The organism is Mesorhizobium alhagi CCNWXJ12-2 (assembly GCF_000236565.1).
GTDB lineage: Bacteria > Pseudomonadota > Alphaproteobacteria > Rhizobiales > Rhizobiaceae > Allomesorhizobium > Allomesorhizobium alhagi.
This window is the reverse complement of record NZ_AHAM01000149.1, coordinates 34,081-51,757: the sequence shown is the minus strand read 5'-3', so window position 1 is coordinate 51,757 and position 17,677 is coordinate 34,081. Positions and strand designations below refer to the sequence as shown.

The 17,677-nt window shown below is 61.9% G+C and carries 15 protein-coding genes; 4 read left to right on the top strand and 11 right to left on the bottom strand.

Going from position 1 to position 17,677, the window contains the following annotated elements:
• Window position 1: 1 nt before the first annotated feature.
• From MAXJ12_RS17895 to MAXJ12_RS17870, 6 genes are all read right to left on the bottom strand, one after another.
• Complete coding sequence (locus MAXJ12_RS17895; RefSeq protein WP_008837345.1) at window positions 2–1,018, bottom strand: quaternary amine ABC transporter ATP-binding protein; 1,017 nt, start codon at window positions 1,016–1,018, stop codon at window positions 2–4.
• Between the two features lie 44 nt (window positions 1,019–1,062).
• Window positions 1,063–2,028 carry an ABC transporter substrate-binding protein gene (locus MAXJ12_RS17890; RefSeq protein WP_040586677.1) on the bottom strand — a complete coding sequence of 322 codons (966 nt, stop codon included), beginning with the start codon at window positions 2,026–2,028 and terminating at the stop codon, window positions 1,063–1,065.
• 461 nt (window positions 2,029–2,489) lie between these two features.
• On the bottom strand, window positions 2,490–4,625 hold the full coding sequence (locus MAXJ12_RS17885; RefSeq protein ID WP_008837343.1) for a xanthine dehydrogenase family protein molybdopterin-binding subunit: 2,136 nt from the start codon (window positions 4,623–4,625) through the stop codon (window positions 2,490–2,492).
• Window positions 4,622–5,617 (bottom strand): FAD binding domain-containing protein, encoded by a 996-nt coding sequence (locus tag MAXJ12_RS17880; RefSeq protein WP_008837342.1) that lies wholly within the window; start codon window positions 5,615–5,617, stop codon window positions 4,622–4,624. Before MAXJ12_RS17880 ends, MAXJ12_RS17885 begins: the two co-directional genes overlap by 4 nt.
• A gap of 3 nt (window positions 5,618–5,620) precedes the next feature.
• Window positions 5,621–6,235: a (2Fe-2S)-binding protein gene (locus MAXJ12_RS17875; protein WP_008837341.1), complete on the bottom strand. Its 615-nt coding sequence runs from the start codon at window positions 6,233–6,235 to the stop codon at window positions 5,621–5,623.
• Between the two features lie 217 nt (window positions 6,236–6,452).
• The gene (locus tag MAXJ12_RS17870; RefSeq protein WP_008837340.1) at window positions 6,453–6,788 is read right to left on the bottom strand and encodes an adenylate/guanylate cyclase domain-containing protein; all 336 of its coding nucleotides are present in this window, start codon (window positions 6,786–6,788) and stop codon (window positions 6,453–6,455) included.
• A gap of 206 nt (window positions 6,789–6,994) precedes the next feature.
• Here MAXJ12_RS17870 and MAXJ12_RS39655 point away from each other — a divergent pair, with 206 nt between their 5' ends.
• The 4 genes from MAXJ12_RS39655 (at window position 6,995) to MAXJ12_RS17850 (ending at window position 12,387) form a co-directional block, all read left to right on the top strand.
• Window positions 6,995–7,117, top strand: a complete 123-nt coding sequence (locus MAXJ12_RS39655; protein WP_280113335.1) for a hypothetical protein — start codon at window positions 6,995–6,997, stop codon at window positions 7,115–7,117.
• Window positions 7,093–8,730, top strand: a complete 1,638-nt coding sequence (locus MAXJ12_RS17865) for a hypothetical protein (RefSeq protein ID WP_139043922.1) — start codon at window positions 7,093–7,095, stop codon at window positions 8,728–8,730. Before MAXJ12_RS39655 ends, MAXJ12_RS17865 begins: the two co-directional genes overlap by 25 nt.
• Window positions 8,731–8,814: 84 nt before the next feature.
• A complete protein-coding gene (locus MAXJ12_RS34480; protein WP_050898837.1) occupies window positions 8,815–10,905 on the top strand; it encodes a transglycosylase SLT domain-containing protein in 2,091 nt (696 codons plus the stop codon).
• A 90-nt stretch (window positions 10,906–10,995) separates the two neighbouring features.
• Window positions 10,996–12,387, top strand: coding sequence for a DUF2235 domain-containing protein (locus MAXJ12_RS17850; protein ID WP_008837337.1), 1,392 nt, complete (start codon window positions 10,996–10,998; stop codon window positions 12,385–12,387).
• A 382-nt stretch (window positions 12,388–12,769) separates the two neighbouring features.
• On the opposite strand, the gene MAXJ12_RS17845 is transcribed toward MAXJ12_RS17850, so the two are convergent.
• From MAXJ12_RS17845 to fahA, 5 genes are all read right to left on the bottom strand, one after another.
• Window positions 12,770–14,215 (bottom strand): TRAP transporter large permease, encoded by a 1,446-nt coding sequence (locus MAXJ12_RS17845; protein WP_008837336.1) that lies wholly within the window; start codon window positions 14,213–14,215, stop codon window positions 12,770–12,772.
• Window positions 14,212–14,712, bottom strand: a complete 501-nt coding sequence (locus MAXJ12_RS17840) for a TRAP transporter small permease (protein WP_008837335.1) — start codon at window positions 14,710–14,712, stop codon at window positions 14,212–14,214. The genes MAXJ12_RS17845 and MAXJ12_RS17840 overlap by 4 nt, the downstream gene beginning before the upstream one ends.
• A gap of 63 nt (window positions 14,713–14,775) precedes the next feature.
• On the bottom strand, window positions 14,776–15,831 hold the full coding sequence (locus tag MAXJ12_RS17835; protein WP_008837334.1) for a TRAP transporter substrate-binding protein: 1,056 nt from the start codon (window positions 15,829–15,831) through the stop codon (window positions 14,776–14,778).
• A 70-nt stretch (window positions 15,832–15,901) separates the two neighbouring features.
• The gene (locus tag MAXJ12_RS17830) at window positions 15,902–16,288 is read right to left on the bottom strand and encodes a DoxX family protein (RefSeq protein ID WP_008837333.1); all 387 of its coding nucleotides are present in this window, start codon (window positions 16,286–16,288) and stop codon (window positions 15,902–15,904) included.
• Window positions 16,285–17,628, bottom strand: a complete 1,344-nt coding sequence (gene fahA / locus MAXJ12_RS17825; protein WP_050898845.1) for a fumarylacetoacetase — start codon at window positions 17,626–17,628, stop codon at window positions 16,285–16,287. The genes MAXJ12_RS17830 and fahA overlap by 4 nt, the downstream gene beginning before the upstream one ends.
• Window positions 17,629–17,677 lie beyond the last annotated feature (49 nt).

Sequence of the window (17,677 nt, the reverse complement as noted above, 5' to 3'; positions counted from 1 at the left end):
CTCAGCCTCGCATCATCATGTCGACCACATCCGAACGGTACAGCGCCCCCGCCGTTTTTCCTGCGTCATCCTGGACGCGCAGGACATCATTCCCCTCGGCGAACAGTGGCGCGGCCTCGGCGACCGTGGCTTTCGCATTGATGGCGATGCCGTTCAGCCCGGCACCCGCCGGTTTCATGAGCGAAGCGACCTTGACGACCTTCGCCTTCGACACGTTCCGTGTGAACTCGGCGACGTAGTCCGTCGCGGGGCTGAGCACCAGTTCGTCCGGAGTGCCCGACTGGACGACGGCGCCGTCCTTCATGATGGCGATACGGTCGGCCAGCCGGATCGCTTCGTCGAAATCGTGAGTGATGAAGACGATCGTCTTTTTGAGCACGGATTGCAGGCGGATGAACTCGTCCTGCATCTCGCGACGGATCAGGGGGTCCAGCGCCGAGAACGGCTCGTCCAGGAACCAAAGCTCCGGCTCCACCGCGAGCGAGCGCGCGATCCCTACTCGCTGCTGCTGGCCGCCCGAAAGCTGGCGGGGGAAGAAGTCCTCCTTGCCCGAAAGTCCGACGAGTTCGATCATCTGGCGTGCGCGCGCTTCGCGCGAGGTACGGTCGATGCCTTGGACCTCCAGCGGGAACGCGACATTCGCCACCACTGTCATGTGCGGCAGGAGCGCGAAGTTCTGGAAGACCATGCCCATCTGGTGGCGGCGGATCTCGATCATGCGCGCTTCGCTCGCCGCGAGCAGGTTCTCCCCATTGAAAAGGATTTCGCCCGAGGTGGGCTCGATCAGGCGTGAAAGACAGCGGACCAGCGTCGACTTGCCGGATCCGGACAGACCCATGATGACGAATATCTCGCCGGCGCGGACGTCGAGATTGACGTCCCGCACGGCGCCGACGAGGCCCGCCGCGGACAGCTCTTCGAGGGTCGGCGCGGGATGCGAGGCCATGAACTCCTGCGCTCCCGAGCCGAACAACTTCCAGACGTTCCGGCAAATGAGTTTCGGCTGCGGCAAACTCATTCCTGTCTCAGAGCAGCAAGCGGGTGAGTTGTTGATCGAGAGGTCTACTTCTTGATCCACTCCGACCAGCGCGCCTCGTTCTCGGCCATCCAGGCCTGCACGACCTCACTGACCGACTTTCCCTCCAGGTCGACCTGAGTGATCATCTTACCCATTTCACTATTATCGACGGTGAAGGCCCTGACCGCCTTGTAGGCGCCTGGCCACTTGTCCTTGACGCCGACCCAGCCGACTTTCCAGATCTCGCCGAAGGGCTTGCCGCAGTCGTAGAGCGCGTCGGGATTGCTGCCCCAGGCGGGGTCCGTGTAGCATTCCTTCGTAAATTCGGGGAATTCGACCCACTCGCCCTCGTACTTCGCCGGCGCCCAATGCGGTGCGTAGATCCAGAGCAGGATCGGCGCCTGCCGCTGGTAGGCGCTCTCGAGTTCTGCAAAGAGCGCGGCGTCCGTGCCGGCATGGATGACCTCGAATGGCAGGTTCAGCGCCTCGACCCGTTCGTCGTCGAAGCCGCCCCAGGTGACCGGTCCGCCCAGATAGCGTCCTTTCGGAGCGGTTTCGGCCGTGGAGAACGCCTCTGCGCAGGCCTCGTCCTTCAGAGCCTCCCAGTTCGGCAGGCCTGGGCATTTCTCCTTCATGTAAGCTGGGTACCACCACTCTTCCTTGGCCTTCATGCCGGTCGGCCCGAACACTTCCGTCTTGCCGGTGGCAGTGGAAGCATCCATGGCGTCGCGGCCGGTTGTCTCCCACATCTCCATGGCTACGTGAAGGTCCCCGGTTTCCAGACCGGCAAATTGCGCGAGATAGTCGGCTTGCACGTATTCGACGCTGTAGCCTGCCTTCTTCAGGACTTCCCCCATCAACTCCGTGGTGATCAGCTGGCCCGTCCAGTCGTGCAGCGTCAGCTTGATGGGATCGCTGGACTCCTGCGCGAGGGCAGGGGCGGCACAGATACCAGCTGATAATAATAACGCCGCCGTGGCGTAGCGTAGACCGGGCATGGGTGAACGCATCTGAAACCTCCTGCTGCTCGGGCGAGTGATCCCGCCGGTTCCGTCGTCCGGCTGTTCTTTGTTCCCGCCGTCACTCTCACGCTGCGGCAACAGGCTTGTCAACGATCAGCTGTGGCTTTTTATGCGTTTTTGACCGCATCCGATCGCAGTTGGCCGAATAACAGGAAACCAGTCCGAGAAAGCGGGCAAATGGACCAGCTCGCATCTGATCGACGCTCGGTCACAGCCGGGCAATTTGTAGCCAACCGCCAGCCCATCCTGCCCGAACCTAAACCAGCATTCTTTCAAGGCTTCCACACTTCGCCGATGCCGGGCAGGCGCGCGTCCCCGATTCATGCGTGACCCTTAAGACGCAGCTCTTTGCGATCGCCGGGGCGAGATCCACGCTACCGGGTGGAGAGAAACGATTGCCCCCACATTCGGGGGCGGGGCGTGCTCCTGATGCGACGTGCCGCGCTCCTTTAGAGCAGCTTGTCCGGCGTGACGGGCAACTCGCGGATGCGTTTTCCGGTGGCGTGGAAGATTGCGTTCGTGATTGCCGGGGCGACGCCGACCATGGCGATCTCGCCGAGGCCCTTCACGCCGAGGGGGTTCACGTGAGGGTCGTGCTCCTCGGCGAAGATCACGTCCATCACCGGCGGCGCGTCGGCATGCACCGGAACCGCGTATTCGGCGAAGTTGGCGTTCGGAACCCGCCCGTTGCGGGCGTCTACTATCGAATGCTCCATGAGCGCCATGCCGATGCCGCCGATCATGCCGCCGACACACTGGCTGCGGGCGGTCTTCGGGTTGACGATGCGTCCGGCTCCATAAGCGCCGACGATGCGGCGCACGCGTGTCTCGCCGAGATCCGGATCGACTGCCACTTCCGTGAACACGGCGCCGAACGAGTGCATGGAAAAGCGCTTGCTCGCATCACCTGGCGCCGAGTCCGCCGTAGCCTCGACCGCCTGGCCAATACGGCGCATCGCTGCCGCGAGGTCGTTTGCTCCCCCGCGGGCAAGCGCATCCTCCCTCGCTTTGCGGCAGGCTGCCTGCACGGCGCTGCCGACGCTCGCCATTGTCATCGAGCCGCCATGCGGAGGCGTCTTCGGCAGCCGGCTATCGCCGAGGCTGAACTTAACCTGCTCAATGGGCAAACCGAGAGCCTCGGCTGCCACCTGCGTCATCGATGTCCAGGTACCCGGACCCATGTCGCTTGCGGCACTCGCCACCTCGGCGGTGCCATCCGGCAACAGGCGCGCCATGGCGGATGCGGGCGCGAAATTCATCGGATAGGTAGCGGTCGCCATACCCCAGCCAATCAGCAACCGGCCGTCCCGCATGGAGCGCGGTTCGGGGCTGCGCCGGTCCCAGCCGAAGCGCCCGGCGGCGAGCCGATAGCATTCTCTGGTCGAGCGGCTCGAGAAAGGCAGATTTTTGAACTCGTCCTGCTCCGGCTCGTTGCGCAGCCGGAGTTCGACCGGGTCGATGTTCAACGCCACGGCCAGCTCGTCCATGGCGGCTTCGAGGGCGAACACGCCGCTCGCCTCACCTGGCGCGCGCATATAGGTCGGAGTGTGCACGTTCATGGGCGCGATACGATGGCGCGTAAAGACGTTCGGGCAGGAATGGAGAAACTGGCTTGCACTCAGGAGCGCCTCGGAGAATTCCTCGTAGTTGGACGTCTCCTCGTATCCATCGTGCAGGATGGCCGTGAGGCGGCCATCGCGCGAGGCGCCGAGCGCCACCCGCTGGACCGTGTGCGGGCGATAGCCGACGCCGTAATACATTTCACGCCGGGACAGCATCAGCTTTACCGGCCGGCCGGCTGCGCGCGCGCCGAGCGCCGCCAGGGTGACGTGCGGCCAGGTGCGCAGCGCCGAACCAAAGGCGCCGCCGACAAATGGCGAGACGACATGGATGTTCTCGGCCGGAATGCCGAACACGGCGCCGATCTCATCGGCCACGCCATGCACCCACTGCGACTTGTCCCACAGCGTCAGGTGGTCGCCCTCCCAAGCCGCGATGGTGGCGTGCATCTCGATCGGGTTGTGGTTCTCGCGCGGGATCACATAGGTCTCATCGACATTCACTTCGGCGCCGGCCAGCGCTTTTTCATGGTCGCCGCGCCGCGTCTCGGGCGGCTGGGTCGAGCCTTGGTCGGTCTTCTGTTGCGTGGGCAGTACCGGCTCGACCCGGGTAACATCGGTGGTTCCGGTTTCGGGCGCGTAGGTGACCCGTACCAGCGTCGCTGCGTGGCCGGCCTGCTCGAGAGTGTCGGCGACCACGAGTGCGACTGGCTGGCCTTGATGGTTCACCCGGTCGTCCTGGAGTACGTGCAGACGCTCACCGACCACTGGGTCTGTAAATCCCTTGTGCGGAGCGTAGGCCAGCTTGGGCGCATTGTGATGGGTGAGGACGGCGATGATGCCCGGCGCCTGCTCTGATTCCGCCGTTTCGATCGAGGCGATGCGGCCGGCTGCGACCGTGCTACGTACGACCGCTGCATAGGCCTGGTTTGGTTGATCGAACTCGGCCGCATAGGTCGCCTGGCCCGTCACCTTCTGTCGCCCATCGACGCGGCTGAGAGGCTTTCCGATGATGGCGGTGGTCATGCGCGAGCCGCGGTTTCGACAGCGCGGACGATGGCGCGCTGCATCAGTTCGATCTTGAAATCGTTGTGGCCACGTCCCTGTGCACCCTCGGCGGCAAGCGCCGCCGCCTGCTGGAGCGCCGTCGAATCGAGACTGGCGCCCGCCAGCGCCGCTTCGACCTGCGGGACACGCCAAGGCTTCGTGCCGACGCCGCCGAGGGCGACGCGCGCTTGGCGGATGCGGCTGCCGTCCATCTCGATTGCCCCCGCCGCCGAGACCACCGCGAACTCAAACGAGGCACGATCACGCACCTTGAGGTAGTGCGAGCGCCGCGCCGCCGGATTTGCCGGAACCGTGATTGCGGTGATCACTTCGCCCGGTTCAAGGATTGTTTCGAAATGCGGCGTGTCCCCGGGGAGACGGTGGAGATCGGCGAGCGGCACAGTCCGTTGCCCGCCGACGCCGCGAATCTCCACTTCGGCGTCCAGCGCCACCAGCGCCACCGCCAGGTCGGAGGGATGGGCGGCAATGCAGTTATCGCTCGTGCCGAGCACGGCATGCCAACGGTTTTCGCCGCCGATAGCAGCGCAGCCGGAGCCCGGTGCGCGCTTGTTGCAAGCCTCGTAGCCGACGTCGCGAAAATACGGACACCGCGTGCGCTGCAGGAGGTTGCCGCCCATGGTCGCTTGATTACGGACCTGCGGGCTCGCCGACTCAAGGAGCGCCTCGGAAATGACGGGGAACTGTTCGATCACGCCAGGGTGAGCCGCCACCTCCGCCATCGTGGCTCCGCCGCCAAGCCTGAGACCCTGCGGGCCGACTTCGATGCGGTTGTCCAGGAGGCCGGCAAGACTGACCAGCCGCTCGGGCCGGCGGGCATACTCCTGCAGAAGCTGCACCATATCGGTGCCGCCGGCGATATATTCGACAGGCGCGTCGTTTCGCCCGGCTTGGGCGCGTAAGGCCAGGGCGGCTTCGAGATCGCGCGGACGTTCGAGGATAAACGGATGCATGACTCAGCCTCCTCCCACCGAGCTGGACACGGCCGCCGCATCCTGGATGGCCGCGACGATATGGTCATACGCGCCGCAGCGACACAGATTGCCGCTCATCCATTGCCGGATTTCCTGCGGCGAGCCGGCATGGCCCTCGGCGATGCAGGCGACGCCGGCCATGATCTGCCCGGGCGTGCAATAGCCGCACTGGAATGCATCGCGCTCGATGAAAGCCGCCTGCAGCGGGTGAAGCTCTTCGCTCTGGGCCAGCCCCTCGATCGTCGTAATCTCACGCCCCTCCGCTAGGGCAGCAAGCGAGAGGCACGATTTCACGCGTTTGCCGTCCATCAGCACCGTGCACGCGCCGCACTGTCCAAGGCCGCAGCCCTTCTTCGAGCCAGTGAGGTGCAGGTGCTCGCGCAACGCATCGAGCAGCGTCGTTCGCGGGTCGAGGGTCAGCCTTTGCTCGGTTCCGTTGACACGCAGCACGATATCGAGCGGAGCCGCTGCCGGCGCCGCATCTTGCGCCGCCGCCAGCGACGTGAATTCAGGCATGAGATTTACTCCCGCAAGAGCGACGCCAGCCACCGCGGTGCCTGCCAGCAGCTCTCGCCTCGTCACATCATAACTGGTCATGTCTGGCTCCTTGCTAGAGCGGGATTCATCCGCGACAGAGCATGCGAACCGGGGGAGGATCGGATGGAGTGGAGGTCGCCGCTACAGGCGGGACCCAGCCCTCGCGTCCCAACAATGGCCGCAGGCCGATGTTCCCAGCCGCGGAGATTTTTCTCCGTGGAACCCTGATTTGGGAGTCTCCCGTCGCTGATGAGCCTTTTTATGCGCGATGAGGCCGTCATCTGTCTCCTTCAGACCAGATCGCGACTGACCGTTGCCTTCCGCGTACCGTGCGCGTCCGCTTGGGCCGGAGACCTTGGATGATGGTGGTCAGCTCATGGCCGCGTGATTGCACGGCTCGAACCAGTTCGTCGCCGAGCATCAGCCTTGTGCCGGTATGGCGGGTCAGGCGTTCGAGCCGGCTGGCTATGTTGACTGCATCGCCCTGCACCGTGAACTCGAGGCGCTGGGCATGGCCGACGTTGCCGACGACCACCTCGCCGTAATGCAGACCGATGCCGATCTCGATCGGCTCCTGGTCCTCGCGAGCCCCGCCCGACCGTCGGCGTCGCATGCCGCCGATGACAACGAACCGGCTTCTAGGCAGCTTATGTACTGGACGGGCTAACATGTGTGGCAAATATCACAGACTATCGGAGACTGTGGTCGTACATGTTCGGCATGCGCCGAGCTCGGGCATAGTAATTTTTCCGCTCCCGAACCCTCGCATTCTCGTTACTTCAGGTAGCGAGGCCATGTGCACCTTCACGGGAGGCCAGCATGAAACTGTTCAAAGCTCTTCTGGTTTTTGGATTCCTATCCGCGCTGATCGGCTCGGTAACCCTTCTTGAGGCAATACCCGAAGCGTATGCACAGCAGTGCCCGAACGGCGTTTGTCCTTAGGGAGCGAGGGGGAAAATGCCATGGACCTGCTTCACTCTACCGAGTTCTGGGCCGGCGCTGCTCTGCTCGGCGCCTATCAGTTCGCAAAGTTCAACGAGCTCAGATCGCCAGATCAGGATTTCGCCGCCCGCTCCGCCCTCATTCCAAATTTGCGGGCGATCGACTTTGCCGGGCGGCTGACCTATTCCGCCACGCTCGCGGCTTTCCTCGCCGCGACATTCGTCATCTATTTTATCCTGTGCAAAATTTCTCCCACGATTCTATCCGGTTGGGCCCAAATATCCGGAGCAACTCCGAGCGATGAACTTAAAAAATTCGTCGATACGATCAATTATCCTCTTTACATTGTTGCCGTATACATGGGCCTTGCGCAGCAGAGCATTCCGATGCTCTCCAACATCGGGAATGTGCAGCGGAATTTGTTCCATGCCTGGATGGGCATCCCAACCAGAGTCTTGAGAGCGTCCAGCTTTTTCGCCAATCAGATATTCACGCGCAGCCCGAACGCCGAGAAATTGGCCAAGGAGGTTGAGGTGTTGAGAAGCGACGCATGGGTGGGACGGATCGACGCCTATGCCGACGCGGAACTCTACGCGACTCATCTCGCGCGGCTGAAGCTCGATGACGAACCCGAGCTTCACAAGGCGACACGGCGGGAACTGAAGATTCTCACGCGACAGCTCGTTGACGTGGCGGCTGTCGCGACCGTGCGGGAAAGCGGCGTGGCGTCGCTTTCGCGCCTGGCCGACGACCTTCGCGTTTCCATGCTTCCGAATTCCGGCTGGCCGAAGGCCTTCCTTGCGGGCGGCATTCTGTTTCTTGTCGGAATGACATTCCTGTGGAACCTCATTCCGGCGTTTGACGGTCTGGCAGCGCAGTTCCTGGGCGCCGTACCTGACTTCTGGCCAAACAATCTCGAGTTCTCGGGCCAGTACCTCATATCGCAGGCCGGGCCGATCTTTCTGGCCACCGGCATTGCCTTGGGGACATGGGTGAGCGCTTTTGGCCGAAGACAAATCGCCAAGCTCGACGAATCTCAGCGCTTCGAAGGAACGACAGCCCTTTTTAGCCGCTATGCGGGCCTGTTCGCGTTCGTCCTGATCGGCACCGTCCTTTTCGACACTTGCCAGGCGTTCTTTCAATACGGAGCCTACGGGCCTGGAAAAACCACAGAATTCATGGCCTTGGTTAAGCTCAGCCTGCCCATCTACCTGCTACACTCTTTCATAGCGCTGTTCGTCTGCTTCATGCTGCTGCGCTATATGGACGACGGCATGGAGCGGATGTGGTGGAAAACCATATCCACGATCCTGATCCTGGCGGTAGGGGTGGCCTTGGCAGCGCTTTTTTATGCAGCGGCACAAGTGCAGCATCAGTTGCGACTGTCTTTCGGCACCAACGGCGTAGACCTGGCCGCGCTGATGATCATCATCAACGTATCGGCAGCATCGACGGCGTTCGCGTGTGCGGCCCTCTGCAAGCGCCAGGCCGAAATATCGTCCAACCGTGCGCAGCCGCCTGCGCGACGGGATCCGCCTCGAACTCATGCAAGGGCGGCCACAGTAGCTCCTGTGAATGCTCCGCTGGCTCCGGCTACTCCAGCCGGCGAGTGAGCCGAAGCGTGCGTCAACAGCCCCGAGGTCTGGCTGGGGCCAGCACCTCGGCAATCGCAACCCAATTTTCTGCGAGGAAGAGCCATGAGCCCCCTTATCGCAATTGCTGCAACTCTGTTTCCTGAAATAATAAAGGCAATCGCAGGTGATCGCGCCGGGACGGTAGCAGATCGCGTCACCAGAGCGGTGACCGATTCCGTCAAGACCAAAGATCCCGTCCAGGCACAACAGCAGTTGACCCAAAACCCGCAGACTGCGGAGAGCCTGCGCGAGAAACTGGCGCAGATCGCCCTCGAGGAGACCAAAGTTCGGCTCGACGACGAGCAGCGCCAGCGCGAAGCCGCGCTCGCGGATCTAAAGGTTCGCGCCGAGTTCGAGGGGCAAAGGCGTCAAACGGAGCTCGACAGCCGTCGGGTCGACGGGGAGGACCGCAGCGGAGCGCGAATTCTGCAAAGAGACCTGAGTTCTGGGCAATCGCCTGTGGCGTGGGTTGCCCCAACCCTTTCCATGATAGTGACGGTCGGCTTCTTTGTCGTACTGGGCCTGTTCATATTCAACAAAAACAGTCTTGAATTGACCTCGCTGCCTGTAGTTCCCGCCGGTATGGGGCTTGCCAATTTAACCGAAGCTCAATTTTCAACGGCTGCTCCGATACGCAGTGATTTTGTTCTTCAGATAATAAATATCTGTGTTGGAACGCTGACGGCAGCATTTGCGACAGTCATGAGCTTCTGGCTCGGGTCCTCCCAGGGTTCTCGTTCGAAGGATGAGCTCGTCGCCCAAATTCAGACCAGACAGTCCGCTCAGGCCTCGGAAGTCCTCGACAGGGCGACGGACGTTGTCGTTCGGCGCTCCTCCACCGTTGATCTACCACCGCCTTCAAAGCCGGTCATTCCGGAGAAAGAGCCTGACAGCGAACCGGCCGGAGATCCCGTCAAGCCGGCTGCTCCTGGCCTGTTGGACGAACTTCTCCCGGGTCTGTTGAAGCCTCACCGCCATTTTCCTGACGGCGTAAGCTGGGCGCTTTCACCGAGGGGTGTCTCGATCGATGGAGCGCCGGCCCAGGGAACGCCCGGGAAGCCTACGACCGTTCGAACCATCTGGCAGCGTTATGGAGCGCTTTGCGCTGCGGCTGCAAAGCAATACGGCGTTCCCGTGGAGTTGATCGTCGCCACAATCGCGACCGAGAGTTCGGGCGATTCAAATGCACGACGGCCGGAACCGAAGATCAATGACGAGAGCGTCGGCTTGATGCAGACACTCGTGGCCACGGCCCGCAGCGCTACCGGAAGAAAGAATTTGCGCAGCGACGACTTGCTCGACCCCCGGACCTCTATCGAAGCAGGAACGGCCTACATCGCCCAGCAGAGAGGCTCGACATGGTTCGATCCTCCTCTGGTTGCAGCCGCATACAACGCCGGATCGCTGCGTCGTGACGAAGCAGACGCCAATCGGTGGAAGCTTGTTTGCCATCCTCGCGGGACTGGCAAGCACATAGACAAGTTCGTAGCCTGGTTCTCGGATTGCATGGTCGTGGCGATGGAAGATGGTTGGGCGACCGACCCGGCCGTGCCCAGTTTTGCGTCCGCGATGGGCGGTCGGAGCCCCAATGTGGAACTGGCCGGCTCTGCACCGCGCTCCAACCTTTCTCCGCTCGTTGGCACTGCGGAACGTCAAAGACTTTTTGGTACCTTCACGTTTGTTGCCGATCCGAAGCCGGGAAACAAAGAAAACATTCGGATCACAAACGATTGGCCGGAGAAGAACATCGCCAAGGTCAGCATCCCGGTTAAGTCCGTCCTTGGCCGGAACGGTCCGCTTGAGTTCGAATTCCACAAATTGGCTGCCGATCAACTGATCGCAATGTGGCTGCAGTGGGAGAAAGAGGGGCTTCTGGACCGCATCCTGACCTTTGACGGCTCATTTGTGCCGCGCTTTATCCGGGGAAGCACGAGAACCCTGAGCAATCATGCGTTTGGAACGGCCTTCGACATCAACGCTCAGTTCAATCCGCTCGGCCGGGAGCCGGCGGAGATTGGAGCGAAAGGCTGTGTGCGAGAATTGGTTCCCATAGCAAGCCGGTTCGGATTCGCCTGGGGCGGCCATTTCAACAAGCGGCCGGACGGTATGCACTTCGAAGTGGCCAGGATCATCCGGCCCGGCGAAATGGAATAGTCAATCGCGCCGGATTCGGGAGGCTGGCGTTCCAGCCTGAAGATATCGAGGATTGGAACGCCAGCCGTAGGGCTGCTCGGCGAGGATGCGATGCCAAGAAACATTGTTGTTTTCGCGGACGGAACGGGACAGCGCGGCGGAATCTTTTTCGACGAGAACCGGAGCAACATCTACAAGCTCTACCGGGCGACCCGATGCGGGCCAGAGTATTCGGTCAATCCCGCTGAACAGCTGGCCTTCTACGACCCCGGCGTCGGCACCGAACCCATCGAAGGCAATGTCTTCCTCAAGCTGTTCCGCCGTCTCCACAACCTCGTCAGCCAGGCAACCGGGCTCGGTCTGACCTTGAACATGATCCAGTGCTACGCGGCCATCATAAGGATGTGGAGGCCGGGAGACAGGATCTTCCTGTTCGGGTTCAGCCGCGGGGCGTATACGGTCAGGGCGCTAGGCGGGGTACTCACCTATTGCGGGGTGCCGACCCGAATGCCGGACGGTACGCCGCTCCTGCGCGATGAAAACTCGACCATCCGTATCGCAAAGGAGGCGGTGAAGGACGTCTACCAGTTCACAAGTTCAAGATATCGGGACAAAGCCACTCCCGAACAGCTGATGCGCCTGGAACAGCGGGACCTGCTGGCCGCGCAATTCAGGGGGAAGTACGGATCGGGCGACGGCGATATGTCGAACACCGTTCCATATTTCATCGGGGTGTTCGACACTATCGCTTCGCTGGCCAATCCGCAGGCGCTCGGCATGCTTATGGCCTTGCTGGCCGCCATCCTCATGGCTGCGGCCTGGGTACTGTCGTTCTTTGCCTTCTCGTTTCTTTGGTGGACGGGAGTTCTGGGCGGCCTTGCCATTGTCCTCGCCGCGATATGGTACGCAGGCGAACACCTGAAGGCTCCCGGCCCCTTGCCGGGCTACAGCGCCCGCCAGACCAGGCACTGGACCGAATTCCGCATGAGATTTCACGATTTCAGGCTGTCGTCGCGAGTCCCCTATGCCCGACACGCGATCTCGATCGACGAGAACCGTGCCGAATTCAACCCGGTTCGGTGGATGGGCGACGAGGGAGCTGATGACAACGGTCTCAAGAGATTTGAGCAGGTCTGGTTCGCCGGGAACCATTCCGATGTCGGGGGCAGCTATTCGGAAAACGATTCACGCCTTTCGGACACGGCGCTCAAATGGATGCTGGACGCCGCGGCGGCCGTCGGACTGATCCACGACCAGGCCTGGTTGAGCCTTTTCCCCGATGCAGCCGGCCCGCAGCATGACGAGAAAAGGACCGGCATCTACAGGCACACCCGAACTCGGGTCCGCAAGATTCGTCCCGATGCGGCGTTGCACCAATCCGTTATCGACCGCTTCGAGCTGCCCGAAGTGCTGCAGTACAACATACTTAAGCCTTACCGGCCCGAAGCCTTGCGGGACCATGAGCTGGTGAAGCATCATTACAAAGCTTCCGTCGCCTCATGAGGCGACGGCGGCTGCAGCGCAGCCTCGCCTCGCTGTCTACCCTTGGCGTGAGTCGCGCTCCCCATAGTCCGTTCAGGCGCAAGGTGCCGCGAGCTTGGGGCGTTCGGCCGCCGAAAAGACCAAGGACTTTGGTCGTATGGACATCCTCGGATTTCGACCGTCCGTTCGGATACTGCCCGATCTGGTCCAGCAGTGCGATCTGGCTTTCGATGGAGGGCCGAGGATCGGTCACGGCTGTTCGTCGTGGTAGTCGCCGGGGCCACCGTCGAGCCAGGCGGAGAGTTATTCAGCGTGGCGTAGCAACAAAAGGCAGCGCTCCAGAGCGCGCCAAACGCGGCAATTGAAATGTCCGCGGGCCAGATACCGTCGACCAGCGGCTGGATCAGTTTAGCGCATGAACCAGCCAGAATGAGAGGACGGGGAAGGCAGTCACAACGACAAGCCGGACGATGTCGGCGGCTATGAAGGGCAGTACGCCGCGATAGGTCTGGGTCAGCGGTACGTCCGACGCGATCTTGTTGATGACGAAAACGTTGAGCCCGATCGGCGGGGCGGTGAGCCCGATGGCCACCACCACAAGGATCAGCATGCCGAACCAGATTGCCACATCCTCCGCGCCCATTCCAAAGTCGAGCGACAGGACGATTGGGATAAAGATCGGCAAGGTGAGCAGGATCATCGCGAGTTCATCCATGATCGCGCCGAGCACAATATAGCTCAGCAACATCAGGCTCAGTATCAGCCAGGCAGACAGGCCCGATCCGGCAATCATCTGGGCGAGTGTTGTTGGCATCTGCGACAGGGCGAGGAACGCGCCAAACACTTCCGCCCCCAGAAGGACGAGGAAAATCATGGCCGTCGTCTCCGCGGTTTGCCGCAAGGCTTCGACGATCTTCACCCGACCGAGACGTCGCTGCAGCAATCCCTGGATCAGCATGATCACGACGCCGACGGCAGCGCCCTCGGTCGGTGTGAAGATGCCGCCATAGATGCCGCCGACTACGGTGATCGCGATTCCCGCCGCGGGCAGGATTTCCGGGTCGGCGAATATGAGGAGCAGACCGATCAGAGCCATGAGAATTGCGCCGGCGATGGTCGCCCAACCCAAAAAGTACAACACCAGGGCCGCAACGATAACCGCGGCGCCAGCCGGTGCGGTCCAGGCCGCCGGCAGTGTCGGCGCGAATACCTCGTTGGAAACCACCGGCGGAGCGAGTTCGGGCCGGCGGTGGACCACGATGGCGATGGCGATGCAATAGAACACAGCCGCCAAAAGCCCCGGGACCAGCGCCGCCTGGAACAGCTTCGCGATGTTCTGTTCGGCCGTGATGGCATAGACGACCAGGATGACCGACGGAGGAATGAGGATGCCGAGCGAGCCGCCGGCGGCAATCGTGCCCGTGGCAAAGCCCGCATCCACCTTGGCGCGGCGCATCTCGGGCAGCGCAGCACGCCCGAAAGTCGCGGTCGTTGCCACCGACGAACCGCAGATCGCGCCGAACGCCGTGCAGGCCAGGATTACCGCCATCGGCAACCCGCCACGGAAGCCCGCGGCACGGCGCTCGGCGGCCTTGAATAGCGTCGCGGCCATGCCGGAGCGTTCTGCCAAGGCGCCCATCATAATAAAGAGGGGGATGACCGACAGCGTGTAGCTGGCAAACTGGTGATAGCTGTTCGTCTGAAGGTAGTAGAAAAGGGCGCTGGGGCTGGACAGCCAGGCATAACCGGCCGCGCCCACGACCAGCATGGACAGCGCGATCGGCATGCGCAGCGTGATCAGCGCCAACATGGCGACGAAACCCCAGCAGGCAATGGCGAAGCCGCTCATTGGGGTCGACCCAGGCGAAGAAAGGCGGTGGCGAGCGCCATCAGGCAGGCGAAGCCGCAGAGCACCGCGCAGACCATATAGACGGGCCAAATTGGCCAAGTGAGCTGCACAAGGGTCTCGCTGGCGTCGCGCGCTTCAATGCCCCCGCTGACAAGCCCCCAAGTGAAAAAACCGAGAAACGCCGCGAGCACAAGGCTCCAGAGGGCGTCAATCGCCGCGTTGACGGCCCGTGGCAGACGGCTGGTGAAGGTATCGACCATGATGTGGCCGTTCCGAAGCTGAGCGTAAGACAGATAGGCGAAAACCGAGACGGCAACGCTGATCTCTACCAGTTCGTAGTCGGCGGGCACCGTCGCGTTGAACTGCCAGCGGCCAATCACGCTCAGCGTCACCAGCACCGCGGAAGAAAGTGTCACGATGCCCCCGGCTATGGCCAGCGCGCCGGCAAACCGCCAAAGCAGCCGCTCTATCCGGCGGCCGCTTCCAGATTCATTCATCGCCTGCCTCCTTCGGATTTGAACGGGCGGGCCTGCCACGGAGCCGCCCCGTGGGGTCAAGCGTCAACCATTGGCGTGTTTGGCCACAAGCGTGCGCACTTCATCGACAAGCGCTGCGCCGTCAATGCCCTTTGCCTTCATTTCCTCGACCCATTTGTCCTGGGCCGGCTTGGTGGCATCGATCCACTTCTTCTTTTCGTCTTCCGAAATGGTTGCGACTTGGCTCGAGCCATCGGACTGGATCTTGGAGAGCACATCCGCGCCGACATCGTCCCACATCTTGCCAGCCAAGGCGGCAAAGCTCTTGCCGGAATTGTTGTCAATGACTGCTTTCAGATCGTCGGGTAAACCGTTGTAGCGATTGAGGTTCATTGCCAGGAAAAAGGTGGCCGTGTAGAGGGTGGGCGAGCCGGGGATCTGGGTGTGTATCCTGGTCAGCTGGTCGATCTTGAGGCTCGGAACAACCTCCCATGGAATAACGCAGCCGTCGATCGCCTTTTGCGCCAGCGCTTCGGGCACTTGCGGCAGCGGCATGCCGACAGGCGTGGCGCCAAGCGCCGCAAGGGCCTCGCCCGCGAGGCGCGTTGGGCTGCGCAACTTCAGGCCCTTGAGGTCGTCCATGGACGAGATGGCGGCGTTGGTGTGAATAACTCCGGCATCGTGCGCCCAGCAGGAAAGCAGCTTCACGTCGGCGGTTTCCTTGGTGAGATGTTTGTCTGCAAATTCCTGGCAGGCGAGCGCATTTTGAATGCCTTTCGCGCCCGCCACGAACGGCAGTTCGAAAGGCTCGATCGACGGGAAACGGCCAGGCGTTGCTCCCGGCAGAGTCCAGACGATGTCGACCACACCATGCTTGGCCTGATCGTAAAGCTGCGGCAGCTTTCCGCCCAGTTGCAGGGCGGGAAACAGTTCGACCTTCAGCTTCTGCCCGCTCTCTTCCTCGATCTTTTTCGCCCAGGGCGCGAGCACGAGCGAAGGGAAGTTGGCGGCCGGCGGCAGATAGTGATGCAGTCGCAGCACGGTAGCCTCCTGCGCTCGCGCCCCACTCACGCGGAGTACAGCTGGAGCCGCCATGGCGACGGCCGAATACGTCATGAATTTGCGACGTGTCAGTTCCATGATTCCTCCCTTTGGAATGCGTGTCCTATGTGTTCCGCCCGGATGTCGCGGCGAAAAGCCGGTCGAATATTTAAGCTCTGCGCGCGTCAGCCGAAATTGCGCCGGCGCCTGCAACGAAGAGCGCCAGGAAGCCTCCCGCCATTGACAGGTTCTTCATGAAGTGGATCATCTGGTTGCGGTCCGCGAAGTCGGTGTGAAATATCAAGGCTGACACGACGCAGAATGCCGCCAGTATAAGTGCCACCTCGCGCGTGCGCCAGCCAATGAGAAGCAAGAGACCGCCGACCAGCTCCAACGCAATTGCCGCCGGAAGAATTGCGCCCGGGACGCCGAAATTTTCCATGTAGCCGGTGGTTCCCGCATAGGCCATGACCTTTCCGAAGCCGGACCACAGAAATATGGCTGCGAGAAGGGTGCGCCCTATCAGAAGCACCCATCCATTATTGCTGCTCATCATCTGACATTTCTCCATTGGACATCATTTCCAGGCATTGTGGGGGCGTCGACGATTACGCCGCGGCATTCGCCAAAGCCGATGCTTGCAAATCCGCTCTTGACGGCGCGGGCGCGCAGCAGAATTTCGTCGCCGTCAAGCAGGAATGTCCGTTCTTCGCCTGTAGGTAGACGAATCGGATCACGGCCTCCCTCCGTGGCTTCGAGCAGACTTCCGCGCTGGTCATTGGCCGGCCCGGAGATTGTGCCGGACCCCATTAAATCGCCCGCCCGAAGATTGCAGCCGTTGCTCGTGTGATGGGCGACCATCTGCGCCACCGTCCAGTACATGTTGCGCGTATTCGACAGGCCGAGCTTATGTGGGGGCAGCCCGTCCTCTCTCATCTTTGTCGTCGTCAGCAGCACTTCCAGTTCGATGGCCATCCCGCCGCACCGTTGATCCTCGGCGTTGAACAGATAGGGCAGGGGCGCCGGATCTCCGGCGGGTCGCTCCGGCTGTGGAATTCGAAATGGGGCGAGCGCCTCGGGCGTGACGATCCAGTTCGAGATGGTCGTCGCGAAATTCTTCGCGAGGAACGGACCGAGCGGCTGATATTCCCATGCCTGGATATCGCGCGCCGACCAATCATTGAGCAGGCAGAAGCCGGCGATGTGCTCGCTTGCCCTGTCAATGCCGATCGGGTCTCCAGGCCCGTTGCCAGTGCCGATCCAGACCCCCAGCTCAAGCTCATAATCAAGCCGTGCGGTGGGCGCGAATTTCGGCTCCTTGTCCGCAGGCTTGGATTGTCCGAAGGGACGGCGAACAGGCGTTCCAGAGGAGACGATCGAGGACGCTCTGCCGTGATAGGCGATTGGAACGTATTTGTAGTTCGGCAATAGTGGATTGTCGGGCCGGAACAGCTTGCCTACCTGCCTCGCATGGTGGATGCCGACATAAAAATCCGTGTAGTCGCCGATCTGGGCCGGCAGGCCCAAGACGCAATCGGCAGCCCGGTGCAGAAGGCCGCTGCGGCCGCCGAGCGTGGCATTTTCTTCGGACAGCAGCGCCGATAACCGTGCGCGCAAGGCGCGGCGCGGTCCTGCTCCAAGCTGGAGAAATGCGTTGAGGGACGGCGCGGCGGCACAAACTGCCACGGCCTCGGTCTCCTCATCGAAGAGGCCGGCGCGAACCGCCTGCACAAGATCAAATATTTCGTCGCCGATGGCGACCCCGCCGCGTGGAGGCTCGTTAGGAGGGGTGAATACGCCGAACGGCAGGTTCTGTATCGGGAAATCCGCGTGCCCATTGGCCGAAGCGACCCAGCTTCGCAATTCGGGGTTATGCGTGTGATCGATTCCAGTCATGGCAAGCTCGCCGGAAAGGCCCCAGATCGGAATTTGCGGCTTCGGCAAA